General features: G+C 69.6%; 26 protein-coding genes. 9 read left to right on the top strand and 17 right to left on the bottom strand.

The genetic code is table 11. The features are described from left to right. Nucleotides 1-54: 54 nt before the first annotated feature. Together NE857_RS32065 and NE857_RS34420 are read right to left on the bottom strand one after the other, a co-directional pair. A complete protein-coding gene (locus NE857_RS32065) occupies nt 55-774 on the bottom strand; it encodes a DivIVA domain-containing protein (protein WP_254418991.1) in 720 nt (239 codons plus the stop codon). 31 nt (nt 775-805) lie between these two features. Further along, nucleotides 806-937 carry a hypothetical protein gene (locus NE857_RS34420; protein ID WP_301184279.1) on the bottom strand — a complete coding sequence of 44 codons (132 nt, stop codon included), beginning with the start codon at nt 935-937 and terminating at the stop codon, nt 806-808. Between the two features lie 506 nt (nt 938-1,443). Between NE857_RS34420 and NE857_RS32060 the strand changes: the two genes are divergently transcribed. Beyond that, complete coding sequence (locus NE857_RS32060; protein WP_254418990.1) at nt 1,444-2,745, top strand: LPXTG cell wall anchor domain-containing protein; 1,302 nt, start codon at nt 1,444-1,446, stop codon at nt 2,743-2,745. A gap of 108 nt (nt 2,746-2,853) precedes the next feature. Here the strand turns inward: NE857_RS32060 and NE857_RS32055 are convergent, their stop codons facing one another. Beyond that, nucleotides 2,854-3,825: a DUF6891 domain-containing protein gene (locus tag NE857_RS32055; RefSeq protein WP_254418989.1), complete on the bottom strand. Its 972-nt coding sequence runs from the start codon at nt 3,823-3,825 to the stop codon at nt 2,854-2,856. Nucleotides 3,826-3,908: 83 nt separating this feature from the next. Then, the gene (locus NE857_RS32050) at nt 3,909-4,799 is read right to left on the bottom strand and encodes an N-acetylmuramoyl-L-alanine amidase (protein WP_254418988.1); all 891 of its coding nucleotides are present in this window, start codon (nt 4,797-4,799) and stop codon (nt 3,909-3,911) included. Nucleotides 4,800-5,370: 571 nt separating this feature from the next. On the opposite strand from NE857_RS32050, the gene NE857_RS32045 reads away from it, so the two are divergent. Together NE857_RS32045 and NE857_RS32040 are read left to right on the top strand one after the other, a co-directional pair. Then, complete coding sequence (locus NE857_RS32045; RefSeq protein ID WP_254418987.1) at nt 5,371-6,597, top strand: LPXTG cell wall anchor domain-containing protein; 1,227 nt, start codon at nt 5,371-5,373, stop codon at nt 6,595-6,597. A gap of 359 nt (nt 6,598-6,956) precedes the next feature. After that, on the top strand, nt 6,957-8,177 hold the full coding sequence (locus tag NE857_RS32040; RefSeq protein WP_254418986.1) for a hypothetical protein: 1,221 nt from the start codon (nt 6,957-6,959) through the stop codon (nt 8,175-8,177). A 134-nt stretch (nt 8,178-8,311) separates the two neighbouring features. Here NE857_RS32040 and bldC read toward each other — a convergent pair whose 3' ends face one another. Together bldC and NE857_RS32030 are read right to left on the bottom strand one after the other, a co-directional pair. Continuing rightward, complete coding sequence (gene bldC / locus NE857_RS32035; RefSeq protein WP_013155387.1) at nt 8,312-8,515, bottom strand: developmental transcriptional regulator BldC; 204 nt, start codon at nt 8,513-8,515, stop codon at nt 8,312-8,314. Nucleotides 8,516-9,222: 707 nt separating this feature from the next. Continuing rightward, complete coding sequence (locus tag NE857_RS32030; protein ID WP_254418985.1) at nt 9,223-10,056, bottom strand: DUF8083 family protein; 834 nt, start codon at nt 10,054-10,056, stop codon at nt 9,223-9,225. Nucleotides 10,057-10,309: 253 nt separating this feature from the next. Here NE857_RS32030 and NE857_RS32025 point away from each other — a divergent pair, with 253 nt between their 5' ends. Beyond that, entirely contained in the window at nt 10,310-10,537 is a 228-nt protein-coding gene (locus NE857_RS32025; RefSeq protein ID WP_017581391.1) for a DUF3073 domain-containing protein, read from the top strand. A gap of 173 nt (nt 10,538-10,710) precedes the next feature. On the opposite strand, the gene purM is transcribed toward NE857_RS32025, so the two are convergent. From purM to NE857_RS32010, 3 genes are all read right to left on the bottom strand, one after another. Further along, nucleotides 10,711-11,775, bottom strand: a complete 1,065-nt coding sequence (gene purM, locus NE857_RS32020; RefSeq protein WP_254418984.1) for a phosphoribosylformylglycinamidine cyclo-ligase — start codon at nt 11,773-11,775, stop codon at nt 10,711-10,713. A 149-nt stretch (nt 11,776-11,924) separates the two neighbouring features. Further along, on the bottom strand, nt 11,925-13,421 hold the full coding sequence (gene purF, locus NE857_RS32015; RefSeq protein WP_254418983.1) for an amidophosphoribosyltransferase: 1,497 nt from the start codon (nt 13,419-13,421) through the stop codon (nt 11,925-11,927). 91 nt (nt 13,422-13,512) lie between these two features. Further along, entirely contained in the window at nt 13,513-13,965 is a 453-nt protein-coding gene (locus NE857_RS32010) for a sterol carrier family protein (protein ID WP_254418982.1), read from the bottom strand. A 465-nt stretch (nt 13,966-14,430) separates the two neighbouring features. Here NE857_RS32010 and NE857_RS32005 point away from each other — a divergent pair, with 465 nt between their 5' ends. Then, complete coding sequence (locus tag NE857_RS32005; protein WP_017581387.1) at nt 14,431-15,048, top strand: DUF47 domain-containing protein; 618 nt, start codon at nt 14,431-14,433, stop codon at nt 15,046-15,048. A 165-nt stretch (nt 15,049-15,213) separates the two neighbouring features. Here the strand turns inward: NE857_RS32005 and NE857_RS32000 are convergent, their stop codons facing one another. Continuing rightward, entirely contained in the window at nt 15,214-16,761 is a 1,548-nt protein-coding gene (locus NE857_RS32000) for a PucR family transcriptional regulator (RefSeq protein ID WP_254418981.1), read from the bottom strand. A 192-nt stretch (nt 16,762-16,953) separates the two neighbouring features. On the opposite strand from NE857_RS32000, the gene NE857_RS31995 reads away from it, so the two are divergent. Both NE857_RS31995 and NE857_RS31990 read left to right on the top strand, forming a co-directional pair. Next, nucleotides 16,954-18,210: an NAD(P)/FAD-dependent oxidoreductase gene (locus tag NE857_RS31995; protein ID WP_254418980.1), complete on the top strand. Its 1,257-nt coding sequence runs from the start codon at nt 16,954-16,956 to the stop codon at nt 18,208-18,210. 72 nt (nt 18,211-18,282) lie between these two features. Then, nucleotides 18,283-18,744: a GreA/GreB family elongation factor gene (locus tag NE857_RS31990; protein WP_254418979.1), complete on the top strand. Its 462-nt coding sequence runs from the start codon at nt 18,283-18,285 to the stop codon at nt 18,742-18,744. 84 nt (nt 18,745-18,828) lie between these two features. Here NE857_RS31990 and NE857_RS31985 read toward each other — a convergent pair whose 3' ends face one another. Continuing rightward, nucleotides 18,829-19,557: a nucleolar 14 family protein gene (locus tag NE857_RS31985; RefSeq protein ID WP_254418978.1), complete on the bottom strand. Its 729-nt coding sequence runs from the start codon at nt 19,555-19,557 to the stop codon at nt 18,829-18,831. Here NE857_RS31985 and NE857_RS31980 point away from each other — a divergent pair. Continuing rightward, the gene (locus tag NE857_RS31980; protein WP_254418977.1) at nt 19,531-19,887 is read left to right on the top strand and encodes a hypothetical protein; all 357 of its coding nucleotides are present in this window, start codon (nt 19,531-19,533) and stop codon (nt 19,885-19,887) included. The genes NE857_RS31985 and NE857_RS31980 overlap by 27 nt on opposite strands. Nucleotides 19,888-20,167: 280 nt before the next feature. Further along, entirely contained in the window at nt 20,168-20,584 is a 417-nt protein-coding gene (locus tag NE857_RS31975) for a PaaI family thioesterase (RefSeq protein WP_254418976.1), read from the top strand. Between the two features lie 15 nt (nt 20,585-20,599). Here the strand turns inward: NE857_RS31975 and NE857_RS31970 are convergent, their stop codons facing one another. The 6 genes from NE857_RS31970 to mshD all read right to left on the bottom strand — a co-directional run bounded on the left by NE857_RS31970 (nt 20,600) and on the right by mshD (nt 26,401). Continuing rightward, the gene (locus NE857_RS31970) at nt 20,600-21,565 is read right to left on the bottom strand and encodes a nucleoside hydrolase (protein ID WP_254418975.1); all 966 of its coding nucleotides are present in this window, start codon (nt 21,563-21,565) and stop codon (nt 20,600-20,602) included. A gap of 141 nt (nt 21,566-21,706) precedes the next feature. Continuing rightward, nucleotides 21,707-22,012 carry a helix-turn-helix domain-containing protein gene (locus tag NE857_RS31965; RefSeq protein WP_254418974.1) on the bottom strand — a complete coding sequence of 102 codons (306 nt, stop codon included), beginning with the start codon at nt 22,010-22,012 and terminating at the stop codon, nt 21,707-21,709. A 229-nt stretch (nt 22,013-22,241) separates the two neighbouring features. Then, nucleotides 22,242-23,021 (bottom strand): phosphate ABC transporter ATP-binding protein PstB, encoded by a 780-nt coding sequence (gene pstB / locus NE857_RS31960; protein ID WP_017581378.1) that lies wholly within the window; start codon nt 23,019-23,021, stop codon nt 22,242-22,244. Between the two features lie 15 nt (nt 23,022-23,036). Continuing rightward, nucleotides 23,037-24,122 (bottom strand): phosphate ABC transporter permease PstA, encoded by a 1,086-nt coding sequence (gene pstA, locus NE857_RS31955; RefSeq protein WP_254418973.1) that lies wholly within the window; start codon nt 24,120-24,122, stop codon nt 23,037-23,039. Next, nucleotides 24,119-25,084: a phosphate ABC transporter permease subunit PstC gene (gene pstC / locus NE857_RS31950; protein ID WP_254418972.1), complete on the bottom strand. Its 966-nt coding sequence runs from the start codon at nt 25,082-25,084 to the stop codon at nt 24,119-24,121. The genes pstA and pstC overlap by 4 nt, the downstream gene beginning before the upstream one ends. Before the next feature lie 339 nt (nt 25,085-25,423). Beyond that, nucleotides 25,424-26,401: a mycothiol synthase gene (mshD, locus tag NE857_RS31945; RefSeq protein WP_254418971.1), complete on the bottom strand. Its 978-nt coding sequence runs from the start codon at nt 26,399-26,401 to the stop codon at nt 25,424-25,426. Nucleotides 26,402-26,446: the final 45 nt, after the last annotated feature.

The following is a 26,446-nucleotide window of genomic DNA, read 5'->3' as shown; positions in this document are numbered from 1 at the left end:
ATATTACTTTCCGCTTTCCTTCGCGTGGGGTGGCGGAGGCGGCGTGTTTCGGGGTCAGCGGCGCTCGTGGTGGCGGAACTCCTCGGCGAGCTCGTCCAGGAACTGGTCGACCTGGGCCGGGTCGTACCCCGGGCGAGCCCGGGTGGTGGCGAACTGGACCCGTTCCACCTCGGCCGAGGTGAGCGTGGCCCGGTCCGGACGGCCCTGGAGAAGGACCTCCAGCGTGTACTCGGCGCGGTCCAGGAACTCGTCGACCTCCTGCTCGTTGTAGCCGGTGGTCAGCCTGGTGGTGGCGAAGCGCTTCTCCCTGATGTCCTTGGGGGCCATCCTCGGCCCGGGGGAGGGCATCGGCGCGGAGGGCGTGTTCGGCGGCAGGTCCGGTCTGCGCTGCCCCTGGTATGCCGGGCCCTGGCCGGGCTGGCCGGGGTAGGCCTGCGGGGGGCCGGTCCGTCCCGGGTGCGGTGGCAGGGGAGGCGGCGGCGCGGGCTGTCCAAGGCCGCGTCCGGCGAGGTCGGCGACGACGAGGTCGAGGAAGTCGTCCACCTCGTCCTCGCGGTACCCGGGGCTCATCCGGGTGGTGCGGAAGCGGGAGTTGCGGATCTCGTCCGCGGTGAGCAGCGGTCCCTTGCGCGGCCCGCCCTCCAGTGCCACCAGGGTCGCCTCGATGCGGTCGAGGAGCGCGTCGACGTCCTCCTCGTTGTAACCCGGGCGCAGGCGCACCGTGTGGAACTTCTTGTTGCGGATGTCCGCCGGTGTCAGAGGCATGGTCCCCATTGTGCAGTTCACGACGTTCGTAGGGGCGGTATCACGAGTCCGTGTGTGGCACGGCGGTGATCCGGGCGGTGGCGGCGCCGGAGCGAGCGGCGGTACGGCGGCGGTCACGGCTGCGCGGTTCGGAACCGAACCCGGGGGCGGGGAGACAGGCAGGGGAACTCATGGTTCGCATTATGCCGATGCTGAGTGGCGTACGCCATACCGGCCGGTAGTTTTGGCCGGGTGTGGACGTGCACCGGCGTAGTCCAGTGGCCTCTCCGGCCGAAGAACTTCCTTGTAAGACGCCTCAGTCCAAGGTTGGTTTACCGGGGTCAAAAAATATTACCGGAATTGCCGAGTATTGTTACCCGGCGTGTTCGAAGGCCTATCGTAACCTTTCTGATATGCCGTTATCGGGGGTTTTGGGTACTGAGTGTCTGTATTCTTTTGCCAGGGAACAGAAAGCAAATCAGCCGGTTCTTCCGGTCTTTGCCGTCTGCGGGCCGAAACCGTGCGCGCTCTCCGTTCCCACAGGTCATGGGCTTCTGTGCGCCCTGGCCGTCCCCCATTCGAACCTGGTTCGCGATTCCACATTCCGAGACACCCCACCCCTGTGTTCCGGACGCGGAAGCCGCAGCCAGGCCTGACCCAGACACACGTGGGTCCGGACGATCCATACGAGGATTGATCTTGAAGAACTCTCCCCGAGTCTCGGCGCGTCGCGTGTTCCAGGGCGGTGTCGCCTTCGCCGCCTTCGGCGCCCTCACCCTGGCCGCCGCCTCCCCCGCCAGCGCCGACACCTACGGTTGGGCCTACGCCAACGCCCTGGGCGGTGGCGACGGCGCCTACACCTTCATCACGCAGGAGCAGTCGGAGTCCAGTTCGTTCTCCGGCAGCATCGGCAGCTGGCTGACCGTCGAGGGCACCACCACCGCCACGGTGAACTCCACCGGCGCCACCGGTACCGCTGTCGTGGACACCGCCCGCATCGTCATCACCGAGGCCGACCTCCCCGGCATCCTCAACCCCGGAGAGGATGACGAGGACGAGGACGAGGACGAGACTGAGGACGACGACACCGACGACACCGACGACGAGGACGACGACACCGAGGACGGTGACGACGAAACCGACGAGGACGGTGGCGACGACACCGAGGGCGGGAACCCCAACCCGGACGACGACGCCACCGGTGCGCCCGGTAGCGACGACGGGGGCAACGAAGGCTCCGGCGACCCGTCCGACGCTCCCACCGAGGAGCAGACCGAGGCTCCCGCCGAGCAGCCTTCCGAGACGACCTCCGAGGACGACGAGGACGACGAGGACGACGAGGACGACGAGGACGAGGTCAACGCGACCGCCTCCGCCGACGTCATCGAGCTCGACGAGGAGAACTCCGAGCTGGCCAACAACGGCAGCGACGTCCTCCTTGAAGGCACCGTCTCTGGCGCCAGCGTCTCCACCTCCCAGACCTGGGATGGCGCGGTCAGCCACAGCTTCAACTCGAACACAGACGGCTTTGGCACGACCATCCTGGTCGATGACGAGGAGGTCGAGCTGAAGGTGGTGCTCGAGTCCGCCACGGCCGTCTTCGAGAGCCACGACGCCGGGTTCGTGTGGAACGACGCGGTCACCGACATGTACATCCTCTTCAGCGTCGGTGGTGAGGTCATCTCCGGCTACCCGGTCGCCGAGAGCGCCGCGGGTATCACCACCGGTGTGATCGACGGCGGTGGCGACAACGGCGGTGACAACGGTGACGGCGGCGGCGACGACAAGACCCCGCCGCAGAAGGAGCGCGACAAGGACACGCTCCCCAAGACCGAGGCCAAGGACGCCGAGCCGCTCGCGCAGACCGGTTCGCCGCTGGTCGGTCTGATCGCCGCGGGTGCCGCGATCGCCGCCGGTGGTGGCGCCGCCGCCTACCTGGCGCGTCGCAAGAAGAAGAACGGTGAAGAGGCCACCGAGACCGCCGAGACCAACGAGAACTAGTCGTTCGGTCGCACGGGGCGCCGTGAGGCGCTGACCACCGTGCAGCAGAGCGGGCCCCGGGGAGTGTTCCCCTGGGCCCGCTTCCGTGTGTCCGTGCCCCCGAGCGGTTCAGGAGATCTTGTCGCCGAGGGGCTCCCCCAGTTCGGCCAGGGGGCGACGGTCCTCATGGGCGACGACCCACAGGGCCTGCTTGACCTGGTCCAGCGTCACGTGCCAGTACGGGTCTTCCAGACCTTCGCCCACCCGCTTGCCATTGGGTGAGTCCAGAGACAGCTCGTTCTTGTTCCACGCCAGTTGGATACAGCCCCCGCTCTGGACCGTGGCGCGCAACCAGCCACGCGACTCCCGATGCCAGCGCCCCTGCTGCACGATGTCGAACGCCACCTCGGGGCGCATGACGTGGTCACCCCACAACGTGCCCATCGCCTCGATCTCGACCTCGACCAGGCCGGGTGCGGACGCGTCGGCGCCAGGCTCGGGAAGACGGCGCCGCCAATCGACGGCGACCTCGATCTTCTCGCTGGTGTCGCCGTTCCAGGTGACGTCCAGGTCGTGCTCGCGGAGCGTGTCGACGACGCGTTGGCCGACCACCGCGTCGTCGAACCCTTCGTAGCCGAGCATCACACTTCCGCCGCCCACCGCGTACTGGGCCGACTGGAGGGTGAAGTACACGATGCCGACCGCGGGCTCGGCACCGTGCTCCTCCTGGGTCCTGGCCTGGTGCCGCATGGAGCCGCGCGCCTCGCTGTCGGTCCAGTGCACGCCGTCCTGGGCCAGGATGCCGTTGTCCTCGAGTTCGAGGAAGGCGTTCACCAGTCTTTCCCTGCTGGTGGGCGTGGTCCACGTGCGCTGGTCGCGTAGGTGCCGGTCGATGGTGGTCTGGATGTGGGAGCGAACGTCGTCTCGGAGCTTGGCAGCCTCCCCGGAGGTGAGCTCGTCATTTTCGATCTTGCTTTCGAGAACACTGGAGAGCATGTTCCAGACGCTGTCCGCTGACGCGTCTCCGTCGGCGATCTTGAGATCGATCCGGTTCGAGAGCGTGCTGAAGATGCCAACCTCGAAGTCCCAGGAAAGGTTCATGGCGATGACACTGTCAGACCGCTCGGACGTTCCAGGGGCCTCCTCCGGCGGTCAGGCGGTTTCCTGGCGGTGAGCCCCACCCCTTAGTTGCGCAGGAGGTAGGTGGCCACTCCTCGGGCGATGGAGTCCGCGGCCCGCTCGCGCCACTCGGGATCCTCCAGGAGCTCGGCGTCCTCGGGGTTGCGCATGTTCCCGGCCTCCAGGAACACCTTCGGCACCGTGGACAGGTTCAGCCCGCCCAGGTCGGTGCGCTCGTCCAGGCCGTCCTCGGCGAGGTAGTCGGCGTAGGGGACGTCGCTGCCCTCGAGGTACTCGCGGCGGATGTCCTCGGCCAGGAGCGCGGAGGGCTCCACGATCTCCTCGGTGAGATCGGGGATCTCCCCGGGGGTGATGACGTGGAAGCCGCGGCCGGACTCGGGGCCGCCGTCGGCGTGGATGGACAGGGCGGCGTCCGCCTCGTTCTCGTTGCCGATCTCGGCGCGCTCGTTGATGCAGGGCCCCACGCCCTTGTTGTCCTCCCGGGTGAGGATCACCGTCGCGCCGTCGGCCTCCAGCCGTTCCTGGACGAGCAGGGACATCTCCCAGTTGAACTCGTGCTCGGCGTAGCCGTTGGCGCTCTCGGTGCCGACGGTGTCACAGGCCTTCTCGCTGTTCCCGGCGGGCACCAGGGCGTTGATCTCGCTCGGGGCGGCGGCGTTGCCACCGTTGTGGCCGGGGTCGATGACCACGACCCGGTCGCCGAGCGGGCCGTCGCCGGGCGGGGCGGCCTCGTCGTCGATGGAGGTCTCACCGCCCTCCTCCGACGTGGCGGAGCCGTCCTCGGGCCCGGGCAGCGGCGGTGCCGCCGTGGGATCGGTGCCGGGGCCGCCGCCGGCCGGTGACGTGCAGGCCGCGGTCCACAGGACGGCGAGTGAGAGCAGGGCCAGGGCGCGGGTGGTGCGGCTCCTGAGCCCTGTCGGTGCGGAGTCGGGCATGCCTCACAACCTAGCCGCTGAGCCAGACTCCGACTTACCACTCCGGAGCCGCACGAAGGGTGCATAGCCGGTGTCCGGAAGTGGACAAAGGGGTTCCGCTGCTTTCAAGAGAAGGGTTCAGGTGAGATGGTGTCGCCAATCACAGAAACCTTTGCTGATGAGCGGGATCTATTAAAGACGCATGATCTTGATAAAGGTTTACCTGCGTTGAGAAAAAATACTGGGCTTGTCATTCCGCGCGAGGGCAGTGGGCCGAAGAGGGTGTTGTGATCCATTTGTGATCACCAAGTGGTGATTTGATCTTTGTTGGGATGTAGTGTCCCGTCAGGGAATGGGAAGCAACCCCAACGGTCTGTCGGTCTCTTGTCCCTGGCTGGCTCGCTCCGTGCTTCTTCCCCGTCTTTGCAGTTAGAGGGCCTCTCTGCGCCCTCGTCATCGCAGCCCCATCCGACTCTGGTTCGTGATTCCGCGTTCCGAGACATCCGTCCGCCCTCGTGTTCGGCGGTGGATCGCGTGACCAGGCCCGGAGGCTACTCAGGTGGCACCGGGACCATCCGAATGAGGATTCGACTTGAAGAGCACCCCCAGATTCACCGCGCGTCGCGTTTTCCAGGGCGGCGCCGCCTTCGCTGCTTTCGGCGCGCTCAGCCTCGCCGCCGCGCTTCCTGCTTACGCCGACGGTGAGACCTACGGCTGGGCGTCAGCCTCGGCCGCGGGCGGCCAGGACCGCCTGGAATCGCAGATCACCCAGCAGCAGTCCGAGAGCGGCACCTTCGACGCCAGCGTCGGCAGCTGGCTGAACGTCTCCGGTACCACCAGCGTCCTGGTCGACGACAACGGCGCGCAGGCTGGCGCGGTCGTCGAGAGCGGCCGGATCGTTCTCACCGAGGGCGACCTCGAGGACGTCCTCAGCGTCGAGGCTGGTGACGGTGAAGGTGACGACGACACCGACGGTGAGGGCGGTGAGGGCGACGACACCGACGGTGAGGGCGACGACGGCACCGGCGACGACAGCGACGGTGAGGGCGACGACGGCACCGGCGACGACAGCGACGGTGAAGGTGACGACGACACCGACGGTGAGGGCGGTGAGGGCGACGACACCGACGGTGAGGGCGACGACGGCACCGGCGACGACACCGGTGGTGAAGGCGACACCGACGACGAGGAGCTGCAGGACAGCGCTTCCGGTGTCATCGAGCTGGACGTGAACAACACTGTTCTCACCGACGGCGCGGACACCATCGTCTTCGAGGACACCTTCACCGGCAGTGTCACCACCACCCAGACCTGGGACGGTGACGTCACGCACGAGTCCACGCCCGAAATCGGCGACTCGGAGCACCTGGGCCGTTTCCAGGCCGAGCTCGACGGTGAGAACGTGACCGTCGACGTCGTCCTGGCCGCCTTCGGCGGCGAGGAGCAGAACACCGACTCCGGGTTCGAGTGGGACGACGCCTACACGTTCCTGACCCTGAACTTCGCCATCGACGGCGAGTACGTCTCCGGCTTCCCGGTCGCGGAGAGCATGGCCGGCATCACCACGGGCGTGCACGGCGGCGACGACGGCGGCGACAACGGCGGTGACAGCGGTGGAGATGACAAGACCCCGCCGAACCGCTCCGAGGACAACGTCCCCAAGCCGGACCCGAAGGAGGCCGATCTGGCGCAGACCGGCAGCCCCGTGCTCGGTCTGATCGCCGCGGGTGCCGCGATCACCGCCGGTGGTGGCGCCGCCGCCTACCTGGCGCGTCGCAAGAAGAAGAACAACGAGGAGTTCAACGAGACCGACAACTAGTCGGTAGCCGGTAGACACCGGCCGGCGTTCAGCTGATCGTTCGCGGGGCCCCGGGGGAACTTCCCCGGGGCCCCGCTCGTGCTTCAGGTGCGCCGCCTTCCGGCCGCCGCTTCGGCGCGGCAGGGACGGTTTCCGTTTTGTGACCAAGCGGCTAGGCTCGCCGTGTGGAACGCCCCGCACGCGGCACTCCACACCGAACCAGTACTTCGACCGGGGTGGAAGGGCCACGGGCCCCACCCGCCCCGGAACACCGCTCCCGGCCAGCCAGGTCGGCCAGAACACCCCGCTCCGCCGTGTCAGTGACGGGACGGGACCGGCCCCAGAGCCGGGCATCCCCCAGATACAACAGGAGTGTTGTGGTGACTCCCGCCGAACTTTCCGCACGCCGTCTCCTGGCGGGCGGCACCCTCTTCGTCGCGCTGGGCGCGCTCGGTGCCGCGTCCGCGCTCCCCGCCTCGGCCGACCAGCTGGTCTGGTCCAACGCCCAGGCCTGGGTCGGTGACGGAGACCTCGTCACGGGACACTCCACCGCGATCAGCTTCGGCGGGGAGACCGAGGACGAGGCTGTGGCGGACCTGGTTTTCGGCCCTCTCGCCGAGTACTCCCAGGTCAAAGGCGAGAGCCGCACCCTGGTCAACAGCAAGGGAGCGCTCTCGGAAGCGGTGGTCGAGCGGGCGTCGGTCCGGATCGGTGTGGACGGCCTGATCGACCTCGGCATGGTCGACGCCGCCGATGACGCCGCCCATGAGGCCGCTGAGGGGACCGAGGACTCACCCGCGGAGAAGCCCGAAGGGGACGGCGGACCGGACGAGGTGAACGGGCCGGAGCGGGCCGACGAGGCACACGACGACCCCTCCGAGGACGATCCCGGGGAGCGGGAGTCCCAGCGGGCGGAGGAGCCCGCCCCGAGCACCCCCTTCCAGGATCCCTCGGAAAGCCCCAGTGCCTCGCCCGGTGATGAGGACGTCGTCCTCCTGGGGGAGGACGACTCCGAGACCGTCTCCACCGACGGGAACGCGGTCGAGTTCACCCTCACGGACGTGCGGACCAGCGCGGCCGCGGCCTACGACGGCGCGACCGAGGCGTCCTTCGAGTACGGGGAACTGACCGCCTTCGGTGAGCCCGTGGTGGGGTTCGACGGTGACCACCTGGCCGAGAGCACCCTGGAGGTCCTCGACGTTCAGGGCGAGACGGCGGCCGAGGTGCCGGTCAGTATCCGCTTCCTGGCCAACGAACACGACTTCGACGACGAGAACGAGGAATGGGAGGGCGAAGGGGTCCGTTCCTCGCTCACCGTGTGGGTCCAGGTCGGCGACCCCGAACTCGACCACGGCTTCGCCGTGCACTTCGCGGACTCCTGGGCGATCGGCTCCACGCACATCGCGGCGACCGCGCCGGGTGAGGGCGAGCGCGGGGAGGGGCAGCGGGAGACCGCGGCCCCGAGCACGCGCCTGGCCACCACGGGCAGCTCCCTCGTCGCGCTGGTCACGGCCGCTGTGGTGGCGGTCGGCGGCGGCGCCGCGGCGACCTTCCTGGCCCGCAAGCGCACCACCGCCATGGACGACCAGATCGAGGACTGATCCGATCCACGGGAAGGGTTTTCGGCACAAGGGGAGGGCGGGCCACCCCGGTCTGGGTGGCCCGCCCTGGAAATCTCGTCAGTAGCCGGAGCGCGTCCGGCCGTTCCCCCCGGAATCGGCACAGACCGGGGAGATCACTCCGTACGCTGGCTGGGGATTCCGGCCAACAGGGCGCGGACCTCAGTCTCGCGGTAGCGGCGGTGGCCGCCCAAGGTGCGGATCGAGGTCAGCTTGCCCGCCTTGGCCCAGCGTGTCACGGTCTTGGGGTCCACACGGAACATGGTGGCAACCTCGGCGGGGGTCAACAGGGGCTCCGCCTCGGGCGTGCGAGTTGACATGTGTACGGCCTCTCCTCCTGGATCTGTGTGCCGATCCTTGAGCCTTATTCCTGGCACTTGGCCCGGATGTCCAATAGTCCCACTAGGTCCATATTGGCATCACCCGAGGTGATTGCGCGACCACTCCAAGCAACTTTGCACGTGGGAGGCCATTGAAAGCCGCCCGTGGCCGCGTCACGCTAAGTGATTCTAGCGACACGTTTAGTGGCATGTGGCGTATTCGGTCAAAACTTCGTTCTCGGGCCTCGTTTTTCTCGATCCGGAGGGCCCGAAGTGCTACGGCGAGGCTGACCGAAACCCGGAGGGCGGGTCTGGGGGAGGAGGGCGCAAGCCCTGGTCAGCCGCAGTGTGAAGAGAGGTGGGGTGTGGTGGCGCGCTGGGTGCGGGTCCGTTGCGGCGGGTGGCTCGGGCCACGCGCATCCTCGGCGTGGCAGGGGTTTCCTGGTTACTCAGAGTGCAATCGGTGACCGGCTCGCTACAGTGTACGACGATCCGTATCGGGCGTTATGCCCAGTTTCACGATGCTTGATGTCGCGCCCCGGTCCGGTGGGGGTGTGCACTGTCGTCACGTGCGAAAAGACGGTTTCGTGTAGACGAGAAACCTGGTGTACCAGGTTCGCCCACGGCGTGGCGCGGCCCTGCTTTGGTTGCTGTATGACGACATTCGGCGGGTGGGTGTCCATGAAACCCTGGGAGCCCCATGACTGTCAGTTGGCGTGCTCAAGGGCGCGCACCGACCTCCACCGGCGGACGAGCCTCTTGCGGAGCTCCGTCATGCGGGTGCTGTCGCCCTCGGCGAGCGCCTCCACGGCCTCGGCTACCTCGGCCACCGAGTGGTCCTCGCTCAGTTGGTCGTCGCTCAGCAGGTGCGGCAGGCCCCCGTAGTCCAGTTCGAGGAGGGAGTCGGGGTGCGCGGCCGTCTCCAGCCACTCCACGAGCCGCTCGGTCGAGGTCGACACCGCGTGCTCTCCGATGCGCTCGCGCAGTACCGCCACGGTGTGTTCGAGGCGCCGCCGGGCCTGCGCGGTCCTGGTCAGGTACAGCAGGGTCCTGGTGGAGCCGGTCGACAGGACCAGGCAGCGCTCCTGGGGTTCGAACGGAATGAACCACGGGACGGGGATCGTCCAGTTGCTCGACAGGATGCCCGGCTCCGTCTGGGCTCCGGAGTCGCGCCACTGCCGGTAACCGGTCTCGGCCCGCTCGGCCTCCCGCGCGGGGACGAACGCCTCCACCAGCGGCTGCGGCGTGGCAGCCGAGAACTCGTCGAAGGCCCGCCAGGAGCGCAGGCGGGTCTGCCACGGGCAGACGTACAGATGCTCGTTCACCCGGCGCAGGTAGGCGTCCCCGCTCTCCTCGGCGGGGGCGATCACCGGCGGGGTGGTGATCGCTCTGCCCAGGCTCTGGGCGTGCTCGGTAGCCAGGGCGTTCACCCGTTTGGGGCGATCCTCGGACTCCGCGTACCTCTTCCAGTGCCGACGGTCACGAGGCGAGAACGCCGTGATCGGCTGGTAGACGCGGAGATAGGCGGTGTAGGGCAGCACGATCGCATCGTGGCACAGATCGTTCCGTCAGGCACTCACCGTGAGAAGTCCCTGGCGGGAAGGGGTTCCGCGGGCACGCCACATCCGTCACACCCGGGTGGCGTAGGCACGGTGGGGTCCGACCAGGTACGGTTGTATGTGTACGTAAGCTGGCGCCTGTCGTCAGTCGCGTTTGACGGCCGTCAGCCTGGTAGTGCGGGTTAGTAAGTGATCTGGGGTTCGTCGGAACCCAATCGTTGAGGGGGTCGAGCCAATGGGGCGCGGCCGAGCCAAGGCCAAGCAGCAGAAGGTCGCCCGGAAGCTCAAGTACAGCTCCGGTGGGACCGACCTTGAGCGGCTGCGGTCGGAGCTGGGTGTCGCTGAGGACGAGGGGTCTCCCTCCGGGCCGTCGGGTCCGGACGATTCCTACACGGAACCTCAGGATGACCTGGTCGACCGCTACGCGGATCTTGCCGACAAGTACTCGGAGTCCGACAAGTAGTCGTCGGACCCGGCCGAGTCTTTCGGGTCGCTCGGACAACAACCGCTGACCTGTAGCGGTTACGGCTCCCCACCGGGGGTCGTCGCGGACAGGTGGATATAGCCGGTGCGAACCACTCAGGTGGTTCGCACCGGCTATGTTCGCGCCCTTCCGGGCGCGGATCCACCGCCGCCTTACGCGTTGCGGTACTCGCCGTCCAGCACGGCCCGACCGGAACCGTCCTTCACCACGCCCAGGCGCCATGCCTGGAGCCCGCGGTCGGCGAGCACGCCCAGCGCGCGCTCGGCGTCGTCCGCGGCCACGATCGCCACCATGCCCACGCCCATGTTGAACGTGGCCTCCATGTCCTCGCGGCTGACCCCGCCCTTCTCGGCCAGGTAGCCGAAGACCGGCAGCGGAGCCCAGGTGGAGCGGTCCAGTTCGGCGTCCAGCCCTTCCGGCAGCGACCGGGACAGGTTCGCGGCGAGCCCGCCGCCGGTGATGTGCGAGTAGGCGTGCACCTCGACCTCGGCGGTCAGCGCCACACAGTCCTTGGCGTACACGCGGGTGGGTGTGAGCAGCACCTCGCCCAGCACCCCGCCCAGCTCCGGGACCTCCGCGAGCAGGTCCAGGTCTGCCCTGTCCACGATGTGCCGGACCAGCGAGTAGCCGTTGGAGTGCGGACCGGAGGCCTCCATCGCGATGACGACGTCGCCCGCGCGCACCCGGTCCGGGCCCAGGATGGCGTCACCCTCGACCACGCCCGTGCCGGCCCCCGCCAGGTCGTACTCCTCGGGGGCCATCGCGCCCGGGTGCTCGGCGGTCTCGCCGCCGATGAGGGCGCAGCCCGCCTGGTGGCAGCCCTCGGCGATGCCGCCGACGATCTCCGCGATCCGCTCGGGCACCACGGCACCGGTCGCGATGTAGTCGGTCATGAAGAGGGGTTCGGCGCCGCTGACCACCAGGTCGTCGACGACCATACCGACCAGGTCGATCCCGATGGTGTCGTGCTTGTCCATCTGCTGGGCGAGCATGACCTTGGTGCCGACGCCGTCCGTGGAGGTGGCCAGTACCGGGTCCTTGTACTTGGCGGTGTCCAGGCGGAACAGACCGGCGAAGCCGCTGGCGTCGGTGACCTGCTCCGGGCGGTGGGTCCGCGCGACGTGACGCTTCATCAGGTCGACGGCGCGCTCACCGGCGGCGATGTCGACGCCCGCGGCCGCGTACGCGCCCGTCGCCCCTGTGCTGTCGGCTGCCACGCGAGTTCTCCTCGTGTTCGATGTGTTGTGCGAGTCCGCGGATGCGGGAACCGGCGGCCCTGTTCCAGGACACACCGGGGATCCGACAGGGAAGGGTCCGGGAAGGGGCCTGCCGGACGCGGCGGGCGGCAGGCCGCCCGCCGCGACGGTTACTTGTGGCTGGTGGCCAGCGTGGAGCCCTCAGGGGTGCCGCAGGCCTTCTCCAGCAGGTACTTGCCCTGGGAGTCGGCGTCGACCTCCAACGGGTACACCCCGTCGAAGCAGGCGCGGCACAGCTCGTTCTTGGGCTGCTCGGAGGCGGCGATGAGCTCCTCCAGGTCCACGTACGCCAGCGAGTCCGCGTTGACCGACTCGGCGATCTCCTCCGTCGACAGGTTCGCGGCGATGAGCTCGGCGCGGGTCGCGAAGTCGATGCCGTAGTAGCAGGGCCACAGCACGGGCGGGCTGGAGATGCGGACGTGCACCTCGGCGGCGCCCGCGTCGCGGAGCATGCGCACCAGCGCGCGCTGGGTGTTGCCGCGCACGATCGAGTCGTCCACGACCACCAGGCGCCGGCCCTCGATGACCTCGCGCAGCGGGTTCAGCTTGAGCCGGATGCCCAGCTGGCGCAGGGTCTGGCTGGGCTGGATGAAGGTGCGCCCCACGTAGGAGTTCTTCACCAGGCCCTGGGCGAACGGAATGCCGCTGGCCTCGGCGTAACCCACCGCGGCGGGTGTGCCGGACTCGGGAACCGGGATCACCAGGTCGGCCTCGACCGGGTGTTCCTTGGCCAGGCGGCGGCCGACCTCCACGCGGGTGGAGTTCACGTTGCGCCCGTTGATGGTGGTGTCCGGGCGCGCCAGGTAGACGTACTCGAACAGGCAGCCCTTGCGGGCGGTCGGCGCGAACCGGCGGGAGCGGACCCCGTCGCCGTCGATCACCAGGAGTTCACCCGGCTCGATCTCGCGGACGACCTTGGCACCCACGATGTCCAGGGCGGCGGTCTCACTGGCGACCACCCAGCCCCCGGAACCGGAGGTCTCACCCAGACGGCCGAGCACGAACGGGCGGATGCCCTGCGGGTCGCGCGCGGCGTAGAGGGTGTTCTCGTCCATGAAGACCAGGGAGAACGCACCGCGGACCTTGGGGAGGAGCTCCACCGCCGCATCCTCGAGGGACTGGCCCTGGTGGGCCCGGTCCGCGAGGAGGTTGGTGAGGACCTCGGTGTCCGTGGTGGCACCGCGGCGCTGGTCGGGCAGCATCGCGGCCAGTTCGGGCGTGTTGATCAGGTTGCCGTTGTGGCCGAGGGCCAGACCCCCCTCACGCGCGGTGTAGAAGGTCGGCTGGGCGTTCTCCCACACCGGTGAACCGGTGGTGGAGTAACGGCAATGACCGATCGCGAGGTGGCCTCCCAGGGAGTCGAGCGTCGCCTCGTTGAAGACCTGGGACACGAGTCCCATGTCCTTGTAGACGACGATCCGCTCCCCATCGCTTGTGGCGATGCCCGCGGATTCCTGCCCGCGGTGCTGGAGCGCGTAGAGACCGAAGTAGGTGAGCTTGCTGACTTCTTCGCCGGGTGCCCAGACCCCGAAAACGCCGCAGGCGTCCTGCGGGCCGCGTTCGAGCGGATCGAGGTCCATGGAGAGCCGGCCGTCGGAGTACGACACAGCCACAGCTTAGCCGCTGGCCGACAGCGGGGTGCCACGCGGGGTCCAAGAGGCCCTGGTCCGGTTGCCGGACGGGTCGTTCGTCGGGTGGTCAGCCCCGCTGTCCGTCCGGCCACAGGGGCAGGTGCCGGGACAGGTCGGAGCGCACCCCGCTCGCCCGCACGCTGTGCTCTCCGACCGCGTCCTCCCAGCTGCTCCGCCCGACGGCCAACCGCAGCCAGGTGAGGGGATCGGTCTCCACGACCCCGGGCGGGGTGCCGCGGGTGTGCGAGGGTCCCTCGATCACCTGGACCGCGCCGTAGGGCGGCACCCGGACCTCCAGGCCGCGCCCGGGGACCCGGTCGGCCAGGACCGCCAGGCTGCACCGCACAGCGGCCTTCATCGCGGGGCGCAGGGGCTCGTCCGCACGTAGGACCGCTTGTGCGCAGGCGGCCACGGCCTCCTCGTCGGTACCCGTGAAGGCGGGTTCGCCCAGGGCGGAGAGCTGTTCGTCCAGAGCGGTGCGCAGCCGTCGCACGGCGCTGGGGGTCAGGGCGGAAGGCATGCAGGAGATCCTAGGACGGGAGGCCGACGGAAGGACGTCCGAACCGGATCCGCCGTGGTGGCGGTCGATGGAGCGGGGATCATCGGGCCGGTTAACGAAGGGGATACTTGCCATTGCGGACCGATAGCCCGAAGGTGGACATCAGGCAATACGGGTGGTGCTGTCCGCCGGTCTCCGATCGATGGGGTGATTCCTGTCTCAGCGTTCCGCTGGCCAGGGAGAGCGGGAGACGGTAGCGTCCCGAACCGTCCCGGTGTCGTCCGAGATGGGGAGGATCGCGAGGGGACCCGCGCACATGGCGTTCCACGCGTCGACACAGACAGATGAACGAGGGGTGACCGCACCCGGATCCGCCTCCCCCGCACGGGGCCGGGACGTGGACGCCCCGCACTGTCGCGCTGAACCAGCTGATCAGCGCCCTTAACATCCACCAAGGAAGACCACCGCACCATCGGGAGATACGACGTGCGCCTGCGCTTGCGCCCGCGTGATGACAGCTACTACGAGATGTTCACCGATTCGGCGAACAACCTGGTCATCGGGGCCCGCCTGCTGGTGGAGCTGATGAGTGACGGGGCCGACAGGGAAGCCATCACCGAGAAGATGCGTGCCTGCGAGCACGCCGGTGACGACGCCACCCACGCGATCATGCGCCGACTCAACAAGAGCTCGGCTCCCCCGCTGCACCGCGAGGACATCTACCGCCTCGCCTCCAACCTCGACGACGTCATGGACTCCATGGAAGCCGCCGTCGACCTCATCAACCTGTACGGGCTGGAGCGGCTGCCCAAGGGCATCATCGACCAGATCGAGGTGCTCGAAAGAGCCGCCGAGCTGACCGCCGAGGCCATGCCGCGGCTGCGGTCCATGAAGGACCTCACCCGCTACTGGATCGAGATCAACCAGCTGGAGAACCAGGCCGACCGCATCTACCGCAAGCTGCTCGCGAAGCTGTTCAGCGGCGAGTACGAAGCGCTGACCGTGCTCAAGCTCAAGGACGTCATCGAGGAGCTGGAGGCCGCCGCCGACGCCTTCGAGCACGTCGCCAACACGGTGGAGACCATCGTCGTCAAGAACAGCTGAGGCTCTGCTTGCTTTGCGCCTCCGCTGCGCTTCGGCGCGTGTTCTCCGCCTTTGCGGAGGGATGCTTCATCGTCGTCTACGCCTGACGCTCGTTCCTCGCTAGCGGCTTGACTCCTCTTGCAGCACCCTCCCCGGCGAACGAACGGAAAAGAACACCCCCTGGGGTTAGCCCTGGTCGTAGGCCTCCAGGGCGATGGCCAGGGCCAGCCGCATGCTCGGCTGGTCCAGGCCGAGCGGGGTCACCTCGGCCATCCTGCGCATCCGGTGCCGGACGGTGTTCGGGTGCACCCCCAGCTCAGCCGCGGCCGCGTTCGGGTCGCCCTGGGCCCGGAGCCAGGCGCGCAGGGTCGACGTGTAGCGGGTGCCGTGCTCGGCGTCGTGCCGGGCGAGGACGGCGACCGGGCCGTCGGCGGGACGGCGGCCGGAGGCCGAGGCCATCCGCAGGCGGTGGATGAGCACGTCGTCCCAGGACTCGTCGTAGGCCACCGCGGCCGCCTCCGGGCGGGCGGCGTGCAGGGTGAGGCTCTCGTCGGCCTCCCGGCGGCTGGCCGAGAGCCCGGCCAGGTCCGCGGGCGCGCCGATCCCCGCGTTGACCACCACGTGCCCGGGCAGTGTTCGCGTGGTCTGGGCCACCCACTCCCGGGCGGGGGAGGGGTCGGCGCCGCAGGGCAGGACCGTGTAGACGGTACTGCCGAACACCGTGCTCCGCCCCGGACGTGACCAGCCGAAACCGGTGGTCGCCCGCTCGAAGGCCATGAGCGTGGCCGAGTGGCGTTCGTCGGGGGTGTGCGCCTGGAGGGCGACCACCCGGTGCGGGGTCGCGGCCAGGCCCAGGCGCCCGGCGGCCTCGGTGGGGTCCATCGCCCCTTCCAGCAGTCGGCTCACCAGGTCGGCTTCCACCTGGCGCTCCAGGTCCGCACTGACCCGTGTGCGCAGCAGGTGCAGGGCGACCGTGCGGGCGCCCTCGGCCAGCAGAGCCGAGCGTTCGGCGTCCAGCGGTCCGTCGCAGACCGCCCAGAGCGAGCCCAGGAACTCCCGGCCGACCCTTACCGCCACCGCCGTGCGCCCGCCCATGCCGAGCTCCGGCTCCGGTGGCAGGAACACCGGTTCGGCGGAGGCGGCCAGGTGCGCGATGACCCCGGTGGCCTCCAGACGGTGCTGGAGCGCCTCGGGGACCCCGCGCCCCAGGATGGTGTCCCAGCGGGCCCGGTCGGCCTCGGTCTGGCGGCCTGAGTAGGCCAGCACGCGCAGCCGCGGATCCTCGATGGTCACCGGACCGCCGACCCGTGCGGCGATCGTGTCCGCCAGTGCGGGCAGGTCCGCCGGACCCCGGCCCGCCTCGGTCTCGCCGCCCTCCAGCACCAGCCCGTAGACCACCCCGGCGACCTGGCCCCAGGACACCGACGGGTCCACCGCCAGCAGCGCGATACCCGCCCGCCGCGCACCCGCCGCGGCCTCCCCGTGCGGGTCCACCCCGCCCTCCCGCGCGGTCCGCACCACCACGGCCAGGGACCGGGAGCGCTCGGCCAGTTCCACCGCCGTCAACGGGTCCTGCACGCCCACGGCGAGGAGGACGTCCGCCTCCTCCGGCCCGGGGTCGGCGGGATCGTGCACGGCCACCCCGCGCAACACCGTGTCCGGGGCCGGCCGGGAACCCACCAGCCGGGTTCCGTACGTGCCCAGGATGGTGACCAACCGGTCCAGCAACACCATCGAGACCACACCCCCCAGCTGCGTGGTCGGCCCGTTCGCGTTGGCGGGCCGGCCTGCTCGCTTTGTCATTACCGGGCAACAGCGTATGCCGAGATTGTTCGCTCAGGACAAAGGGTGGCGCACGCTTCCGGGAGAGACTCTGGTCGGGTGCGGCACCGTACCCGTCGTCGAGCACGCACAGGAGAACTCGCCATGTCCGGGAAGGGCGCGGGCGCACCGCGTACCGTCATCGTGGTGGGGGCCGGGATCGTCGGCCTCTCGACCGCCTGGTTCCTCCAGAAGTACGGGGTCGGCGTCACCGTGGTCGAACGCGACACGGTGGCCTCGGGCTCGTCCTGGGGCAACGCGGGCTGGATCTCACCCGGTCTGGCCATCCCGCTGAACGAGCCTGGGGTGCTCGGCAACGGCATCCGGGCGATGCTCGACCCGTTGGCCCCGCTGTCCGTACCGCCGACCACGGACACCGGGCTCCTGTACTTCCTGGCGTCGTTCGCCCTGAACAGCCGCCAGTCCGCCTGGGAGCGGGCGCTGCGCGGCAACGTCCCGCTCAGCTCGGCCTGTCTGGACGCCTTCCAGGAGCTCACCGAGAGCGGGGTGTCCGCCAAGGTCGAGTCCTCCCCGATCACGGCGCTCTTCACCGCCGAGAAGCACGCGGCCCGGCTGCTCATGGAGCTGGACACCGCCCGTGAGGCGGGGCTGCCGCTGACCTACTCCGCGCTGGAGGGCGACGCGTCCAGGGCCGAAGTTCCGCTCGCCTCGCAGGCGGTCCGGGCGGGGGTACGGATCGACGGCCAGAGCCACGTCAACCCCGGCCTGTTCACGCACGCCCTCGCGGACGCCGTCCGCGAGCGCGGCGGGAGCGTGGTGGAGAAGTTCCGGGTGACCGGGGTGGAGGCCCGCGACGGCGGGTTCCGGCTGCGCTCGTCCCACGGCGAGACGGAGTCCGCGGACGCGGTCGTGGCCGCCACGGGGGCCTGGCTCGGCCGCCAGGCCCGCCCCTGGGGCGTCAACGTCCCGCTGCGGGCCGGCCGCGGCTACAGCTTCATGGTTCCCACCGAGCGGCCCGTGCCGGGGCCGGTCTACCTGCCCGAGGTGCGGGTGGCCTGCACACCGCATGGCGAGGGGATGAGGGTCGCCGGAACCATGGAGTTCCGCGACATCGACGCGCCCCCGCGCGGTGAGCGGATCCGGGCGATCACCGACTCGGCCTCGCCCTACCTGGACGGCGTGGACCTGAACCGGCGCACCGACGAGTGGGTGGGCTCCAGACCCGTCACCTCGGACGGCCTGCCCCTGGTCGGCCCCACCCGGATCCCGGGACTGTACGTGGCGGGCGGACACGGGATGTGGGGCCTGACCCACGGCCCGATCACCGGCCGCCTGCTCGCCCGTGCGATCGCCACCGGCTCCCTGCCCCCGGCCCTGCGCCCCATGGACCCCACCCGCTGACGCCCGTCCCCACAGGTACCGTCCGCGCCCCGCCGAACCCCGGCGGGGCGCACTTTCGTACAAGGAGAGAGCATGCCCAACCGCACCTGGCTGACCCCGGGGACCCACCAGCGGCTCACCGCCGAACTGGCCGTCCTCACCGGCACCGCCGACGCCGAGACCCGGGAGGCGCACGCCTTCCCCGTCATCGAGGACAAGGACGCCCGCGAGGCCCGGGTCAACCGCATCCAGGAGATCCTCAAGGACGCGGTCATCGGCGAGGCCCCGCCGGACGACGGCGTCGCCGAGCCCGGCATGATCGTCACGGTCCGCTACGGCGCCGACCCCGATCCCGAGACCTTCCTGCTGGGCGTGCGCGACCGCGCGGACGCCGACGAGATCCCGGTCTGCTCGCCCGAGTCCCCGCTGGGGCAGGCGCTGATCGGGGCGGTCCAGGGGGAGGAGCGCACCTACAAGGCGCCGAGCGGCCGGATGCTGACGGTCAGCCTGGTGCGCGCCGTGCCCTACGGCTCGGAGGCCGCGGAAGTCCCCTGACCAAGCCTGAACCCGGGGGCGGGGCCGCGTGCGTCGGGGGCGGTCCCGCCGGGTTCGGGGGCCCGTGTGTTCGGGCTGTGCGGGTCAGGGCGCCTGCCCCTCGAAGACGAGGACCGGGTAGAGGCGCTCGCCCTGCTCGTCCACGAACTCCAGAGTCCACTGGAGGGCGGGATCGCCGTCCTCGTCGGCCCAGCAGTCCGCGTCCCAGGAGCCCTCCTCGTCGGGGGCCAGGGTCATCGGCGGGTTGAGCGCCTCGCCCAGCAACGGGGCGGAGGACAGCGTCAGGGGCGTGCCGACGGAGCACTCGGTGAAGATCGAACCGGTGTGGACCTCAGCGTCACCGCCGTTGGAGAGTTCGACGGTCCACGCGTAGTAGTCGTCGCCCTCGTCCTCGTCTTCCTCCTCGGGCTCATCTTCGTCGGGCTCTTCGTCGGCGGCCTCTTCGTCCACCGGGTCGTCCTCCGGCTCGTCCTCGACCGGGTCGTCCTCGGCGGGGTCCTCACCCTCGTCCTCCAGCACGGGCTCGTCCTCTTCGGGAGCGGGCTCGTCGTCCTCCGACTCCTCGACGGGGTCCTCCTCCAGGGCCTCGTCCTCCCAGAGGTCCTCGCCGTCGATGTCCCCGGGCTCCTCGTCGCCCTCGTCGTCCCATTCGTCCTCGAGGTCGTCGGCGGGGTCGGCGTCCTCCTCGGCTCCGTCCTCGGCGTCGGTGGTGGACTCGTCGAGCAGAGGCGGATCGGTGCGGCGGTCCACGGGACCCATGGTCACGGTGAAGCCGTCCTCGAACCGGTGGCTCTCGCCCAGCCCCAACAGCACGGGCTCGTCCGTAGGCTCACCCTCGTCAGTACCATCCGTGCCGTCCTGCCCGTCAGCCCCGTCCTCTCCCTCCGCGCCGTCTTCCCCGTCAGCGCCGTCCGCCGCCGGTGCGGCCGGGTCGTCCTCCTGAACCGGACCCTCCGTGTCGCCGTCCGTCCCCGAACCGCCGTCGCCGCCGGAACCCCCGTCACCCCCGGAGCCTCCACCACCTCCGGACCCGCCGGAACCTCCACCGTCACCACCGGAACCGCTGCCGCCTCCGCTGCCGCCTCCGCCGCCGGAGCCACCACCGCCCCCGGAACCTCCACCGCCCCCGGAACCTCCTCCTGAACCGGAGTCGTCACCGGAGGACCCGGGGTCCTCGGTGGTCTGTTGTCCGTCGCCGCTCGGCGAGATGAACGTCGGCCCACAGGCGCACCCGGGAACGACGAGCAGGATCGCGGCCGCTGAGGCCGCCGTGGTACTACGCACGATCTTCCCCCTCCACTAAGAGGGACGTTAGGTGACAAAACACCACATTTGGGTCAAGTGGCCGGAGCTGGACGAACCTGGCCCGGGAAGCAACCGAAACAGGTCCTAGGGTGGCGGTACCGACCGGAGGAGGAACCCCGTGGCCCAAGAGATCACCCCCGAGCTCGCCAACCTCGTCCTGGACGCCCAACCTTTCAGCAAGCTGGTCGAGGCCAGGGTCACCGTCTTCGAGCCCCGCAGAGCCGTCCTGGAGGTCGACGTGCGCGACGACCTCCTCCAGCAGAACGGGTTCCTGCACGGCGGGGTGCTCTCCTACGCGGCGGACAACGCGCTCACCTTCGCGGGCGGCAGCGTCCTGGGCGCCTCAGTACTCACCAGCGGCTTCTCCATCGAGTACCTGCGCCCCGGCAAGGGCGTCCTGCTCAACGCCCGCGCCCACGTCCTGGAGTCCACCCGCCGCCGGGCCGTCTGCCGCTGCGACCTCGTCATGATCGACTCCGAGGGCGCCGAAAGACTCGTGGCCGCGGCCCAGGGCACCATCACCCTCGTCGAGTAACCGGGCTCCCGCGCTTCACAGACCGCTGACGGCCCTCGGCGGCTCGGTTTCGCGGGACAGGAGTTCCAGGACGTACTCGAAGAACCCCTCAGCGTCGATCTCCTCGACCACGCGGGCGTTGGGCTCCAACCCGTGGACGCCCCAGGACATCGCGGAGTAGCCGCGGGTCAGCTCCCCGGCGGTCTCCACGTCCACGTGGTAGGGCGAGGCCGCACGCACCAGCTCGGGGTGGAGCAGTACCGCGGCGGTGAGCGAGTCGGGGTGGGTGGTGCCGTCGATGCCGACGCTGCGGTCGAACTCCAGCGTCGGGCCGCAGATCCTCGTGAAGAACCGGGCCAGCGGGGTGTCCAGCGCGGCGATCCGGTCCAGCTTCTCCTGGCCGAACACGGCCTGCCGCAGCGTGAGCGGGTCCCAGGGCACCACCGTGATGTCGAACCCGGCGGCGAACACCGCCTTGGCCGCCTCGGGGTCGACGTAGAAGTTGAACTCCGCCGCGGCCGTGATGTTGCCGCGCCCGTTGTTCGAGCCGCCCATGACGTACAGCGTCTTCACGTTGCCCGCGAAACCGGGGTCCTTCACCACGGCGGCCGCGATGTTGGTGAGCGGACCGATGGCCACGACCGACAGCTCGCCGGGGCTCTGGGCGGCCATCCGCACCAGGGCGTCCACCGCGTGCTCACCGCTCGGATCCAGACCGTCCTGGTCCATCCGGAGCCCGCCGGAGCCGTCCCCGTGCACGTTCTCGGCGCTCACCCACTCGCGGACGAGCGGCCGGCGGCAGCCGAGGTACACGGGCACCTCGGAGCGCCCGCCCGCGACGTTCAGCGTCATGAAGGCGTTGCGGACCTGCTGGTCGAACCCCACGTTCCCGGCGACCATCGTGATCGCCCGCAGGTCGGCCGCGGGATCCAGGAGCCCCACCAACAGCGCCACGCAGTCGTCCTGCGCGGTGTCGGTGTCGATCACCAGGGGAGTGGTCATCGGTGAGTCCTTTCACGGGGCGGGCCAAGAGCCCGGATCCCGGGCACCGTGTGTCTACCAGCCCTGGTCCCGGCTGTCTAACCTGCGCTGCACGCAGGGGCGAGGCCGAGTAGACCGCAGGCCTTCTGACGAACGGTTCGCTCAGGCCGTGTTCGGGGACTCCAGCCGCACGTTCAGCACCAGCCCCAACGCATCGGCCAGTCGTTCCAGCGTCGTCAGCGTCGGCTGCGTCCCACCGTGCTCGAACCTGGCGATGCTGGACTGCGGCATGCCGCACCGGCGCCCCAGCTCCGCCTGCGACCAGCCCAGCTCCTCCCGACGCAGCCTGACCGCCTCCCCCAACTCGAACCGCAGCCGCGTCTGCTCGTAGGCCTCCTGGACCTCAGGTCGGCTGAAGCGTTCAGAGGCTCTGAGTTCGGCAGGCGTCACACGGTCCGAGATGCTCATGGTTCCGCCTCTGGCTCGACTCTGCCCCAGGAGATGGCATCGAGGCCACAAGTCGAGGTGTGGCCATGTGAGCTGTTTCAGGAAACCGGAGCAGGTGTCACTACTGCTCGGTATCGGTCGACGCCCAGACCGTCGGGCGGACTCTGAGCCGGCTCATGCCCTCCAACGCAGAAGGGGGCCCTCGACGGGACCCCCTCGGGAAAGCGCGGAACTGCGACGGAGGTTCGACCTACCCGAAGCGTCCGGTGATGTAGTTCTCCGTCTCCTTCTTCTCCGGGCGGGTGAAGATCTGGTTGGTGTCGCCCATCTCGATCAGCTTGCCGGGCTTGCCCGGGGCCGAGAGGTTGAAGAAGGCGGTCCGGTCGGAGACACGGGCGGCCTGCTGCATGTTGTGGGTGACGATCACGATCGTGTAGTCCTCCTTCAGCTTGTGAATGAGGTCCTCGATCGCCAGGGTCGAGATGGGGTCCAGCGCGGAGCAGGGTTCGTCCATCAGCAGGACGGACGGCTTGACCGCCGTGGCTCGGGCGATGCACAGGCGCTGCTGCTGGCCGCCGGACAGGCCCGAGCCGGGCTTGTTCAGGCGGTCCTTGACCTCTTCCCAGAGGTTGGCGCCGCGCAGAGACTCCTCGACCAGCTCGTCCGCCTCGGACTTGCTCATCCGCTTGTTGTTGAGCCTGGCCCCGGCGATCACGTTGTCGTAGATGGACATCGTGGGGAACGGGTTGGCCTTCTGGAAGACCATGCCGATCTCGCTGCGGACCATCACCGGGTCGACCTCGCGGCCGTAGATGTCGAGGTCGTCGAGGAGGACCTTGCCCTCGGCGCGGGCGCCGGGGGTGACCTCGTGCATCCGGTTGAGGGTGCGCAGGAAGGTCGACTTGCCGCAGCCGGAGGAGCCGATGAACGCCGTCACCGAGCGGGGTTCGATGGTCATGGACACGTCCTCGACCGCGAGGAAGTCGCTGTAGTAGACGTGCAGTCCGGAGACGTCGATTCGTTTCGCCACAGGGTGTTCCTCGTGTTAGCGGGACTTGGGTGCGAAGAGGCGGCCGATCACGCGGGCCAGGATGAACAGCAGCATGACCGTCAGGACCAGTGTCAGCGCGGCTGCCCAGGCCCTCTCGTAGTTGACGGTCCCACCCATGCGGAACTGCGAGTAGATGAACACCGGCAGGCTCATCATCTGACCGTCGAACAGGTTCCAGTTGATGGACACGGCCGACGATCCCGCGGTCAGGACCAGCGGCGCCGTCTCTCCGATAACGCGTGCGATGGCGAGCATGATTCCGGTGGTCAGCCCGGCGGCGGAGGTGGGAAGCACCACCTTGGTGATCGTGCGCCACTTGGGCACGCCCAGGGCGTAGGAGGCCTCGCGCAGATCGCGGGGAACCAGGCGCAGCATCTCCTCGCTGGAGCGGACCACGACCGGGATCATCAGTACGGCCAGGGAGATCGCGCCCGCCGCGCCGTTGGTGTTGCCCGGGCCGAACAGCATCATCCACAGCGCCACCACGAACAGGCCGGCGACGATGGAGGGGATGCCCGTCATGACGTCCACGAAGAACGTGATGACCTTCTTCAGCCGCCCCTGGGCGTACTCGACCAGGTAGACGGCGGTGAGCACGCCGATCGGCACCGAGATGAGCGTGGCCATGCCGGTGATCGCCAGGGTGCCGACGATCGCGTGGTAGACGCCGCCCGCGTCCATGCTCGGCAGGACGCCGTTCATCGACACGGTCAGGAAGTACCAGTCGAAGCGGTCGATGCCGTAGCCGGCCACCGTGTACAGCAGCGACACCAGCGGGGCCATCGCCAGCAGGAACGCCGAGTAGACCAGCGCGGTGACCAGACGGTCCGTGGCCTTGCGGCGGCCCTCGATCCGCACCGAGGCGGTCACGAGGATCACCGTGTAGGCGACGCCGGTCAGCAGGGCCCACAGGACCACACCGAAGGAGGAGAAGGCGGCCAGCACACCCGCGACCACCATGCCGCTGGCGACCAGCAGGACCAGCGGGAAGCGGTTGGGCAGGGCGCCGGAGGTCAGGTTGTTCTCGGCCGAACCCGTCTCGGGGCCGGGGACGGGAGGCTGCGTGGTCGTCATGCTCATGCGGACTCCTTGTTGCCCCGTGCCACGACGTAGCGGGCGCCCATGTTGACGGCAAGGGTGATCGCGAACAGCACCAGACCGGCGGCGATCAGCGCGGAGACGCCGTAGCCGGTGGCCTCGGGGTACTGGAGCGCGATGTGCGCGGCGATGGTCTGGTTACCGCTCTGCAGCAGGTTGAAGGAGATCGCCAGGGAGGGGGAGAGGATCATGGCGACCGCCATGGTCTCGCCCAGCGCGCGGCCCATGCCGAGCATGGCGCCGCCGACGATCCCGGACTTGCCGAAGGGCAGGACGGCGAGCCGGATCATCTCCCAGCGGGTGGCGCCCATGGCGAGCGCGGCCTCGCGGTGGCCCTGCGGGACCTGGTGGAACACGTCGCGGGACATCGCGGTGATGATCGGCAGGATCATGACGGCCAGGACGATGCCCGCGGTGAGCAGGGTCCGGGCGGAGGTGGAGGCGGGGCCCGAGAAGAGCGGGATCCAGCCGAGGTAGTCCGTCATGCCCTCGTAGACCGGGACCAGCTGCGGGGCCAGGACCATCATGCCCCAGAGGCCGTAGACCACGCTGGGGATGGCGGCGAGCAGGTCGACCAGGTAGCCGAGCGTCGTGGCGAGCCGCCGGGGCGCGTAGTAGACGATGAACAGCGCGATGCCGATCGCCACCGGGGTGGCGAGCAGGAGCGCGATCCCCGCGGCCAGGACCGTTCCGAAGGCCAGCGCGGCCACACCGAACGACGGGTTGTCCCGCACGTTGGCGTTCCACGACTGGGTGGTCAGGAAGTTCGCGTCGTTGGCCAGCAGTGATGGCCAGGCCTGAACCAGAAGAAACGCCGCCACGCCGGCGAGGATGATCAGGATCAGGATGCCCGAGCCTCGGGCGAGCCCGGCGAAAACGACATCGCCGATCCGGCGCTTGCCCGCGGGCGGTGGTGCCGCCTTGGGCGCGTCCGTGGTCGTCATGGATTCTCCGGTTCGGAAAAAGGTTGCGGGGCTGGTCGATCGGTCCGCGTCCGGCGCGGGACGGCGGTGAGCCGCACGGTGGATGACCGCCGTGTCACGGTCTACGCGCGGACAACAGCCAAACCGCGCCGAATGTGAAGGTAGGCGCAGGAGGTGACCAGTTGTCCCAGAGAAGGTGAACGGGAGATGAACGTGATGTCGCACCACCGTGGCGCAAAGGGGTTCGGACGGTGAATGTGACAAGCCGCACTTCAGAGGAACCTCAGGCCAGCGCCCGAAGGGCCCCTCGGCGACGGTGACGGTTCGCCGGGAGCGGAGCGCGGCGGCTTGTCGCGGGGGTCAGCCCCGACCGTCGCCCGGAGCGAACATCACGTCCGTGTCCCACATGGAGAAGCCGAGGGACTCGTAGAGGCGCACCGCCGCCTCGTTGTCGCCGTCCACGTACAGGTGGACCCAGGGCAGCCCGGCGTCACGCAGGTGGACCAGCCCGGCCAAAGTCAGGGCGCGGCCCAGCCCGGTGCCCTGCCAGGCGGGGTCCACACCCACCACGTAGACCTCGCCCACGGGCTCGTCGTCGCTGAGCCTCGCGCCGTCGGCGTGTGTCTTGGTCCAGTGGTAGGCGGCGATCGAACCGCTGTTGGTGGCGGCCACGAAGAAGCCCCGCGGGTCGAACCAGTCCTCGACCTCCCGTTGGAGCAGGTCGTCCAGGGTCAGTCCGCCCTGCTCGGGGTGGTCGGCGAAGGCGCGCGTGTTCGCCTCCAGCCACGCCTGCTCGTCCTGGCCCACCACGAACGGGCGGATGCGGACCTTCTCGGCGACATCGGGCCGCAGCGCGGGTTCGGGCAGCCCGGGCGCGGTCCACGGGCCGCCGGGCACCTCGGGGCCCAGGTCGCGCAGGGGCATCCGCATCTTGTGCAGCTCCCGGGCGGGGACCCACCCGTCGGCCGTCGCCAGCGAGACCGCTCCGGGCGTGCGCCCGTGCGCCCAGACCCGCACCCCGTCGGGCCCGGCGTCGTCGCGGACCGAACGCAGCAGCGCGGAGCCGTGACCGCCGCGCCGGTGCGCGGGGTCTACCACGACCTCACCAGAGTCGGGCTCGCCCTCGACCCGTTCCACGAAAGCGAAGCCCACGACCCGGCCGCCTTCGGTGACCACGTGGAAGCGGCTGCTGCCGGAGGGCGCTCCGTGCCGGATCCGCAGCAGGGTGTGCTCGGACAGGGCGGCGACTCCGTCGGCGGCGCGCGCGGCCTCGGCCATCGCGAGGACGGGCTCGGCCAGTTCCGGTGCGAGGTTGTCGGTGACTAGCGGGGTGCTCATGAGTCTGGATCCTAGATCCTGTCGGTCGAATCACGGGATCCGACG

The sequence above is a fragment of the Nocardiopsis exhalans genome (assembly GCF_024134545.1).
Taxonomy (GTDB): domain Bacteria; phylum Actinomycetota; class Actinomycetes; order Streptosporangiales; family Streptosporangiaceae; genus Nocardiopsis; species Nocardiopsis exhalans.
This window is presented reverse-complemented; position numbering and strand designations above follow the sequence as displayed.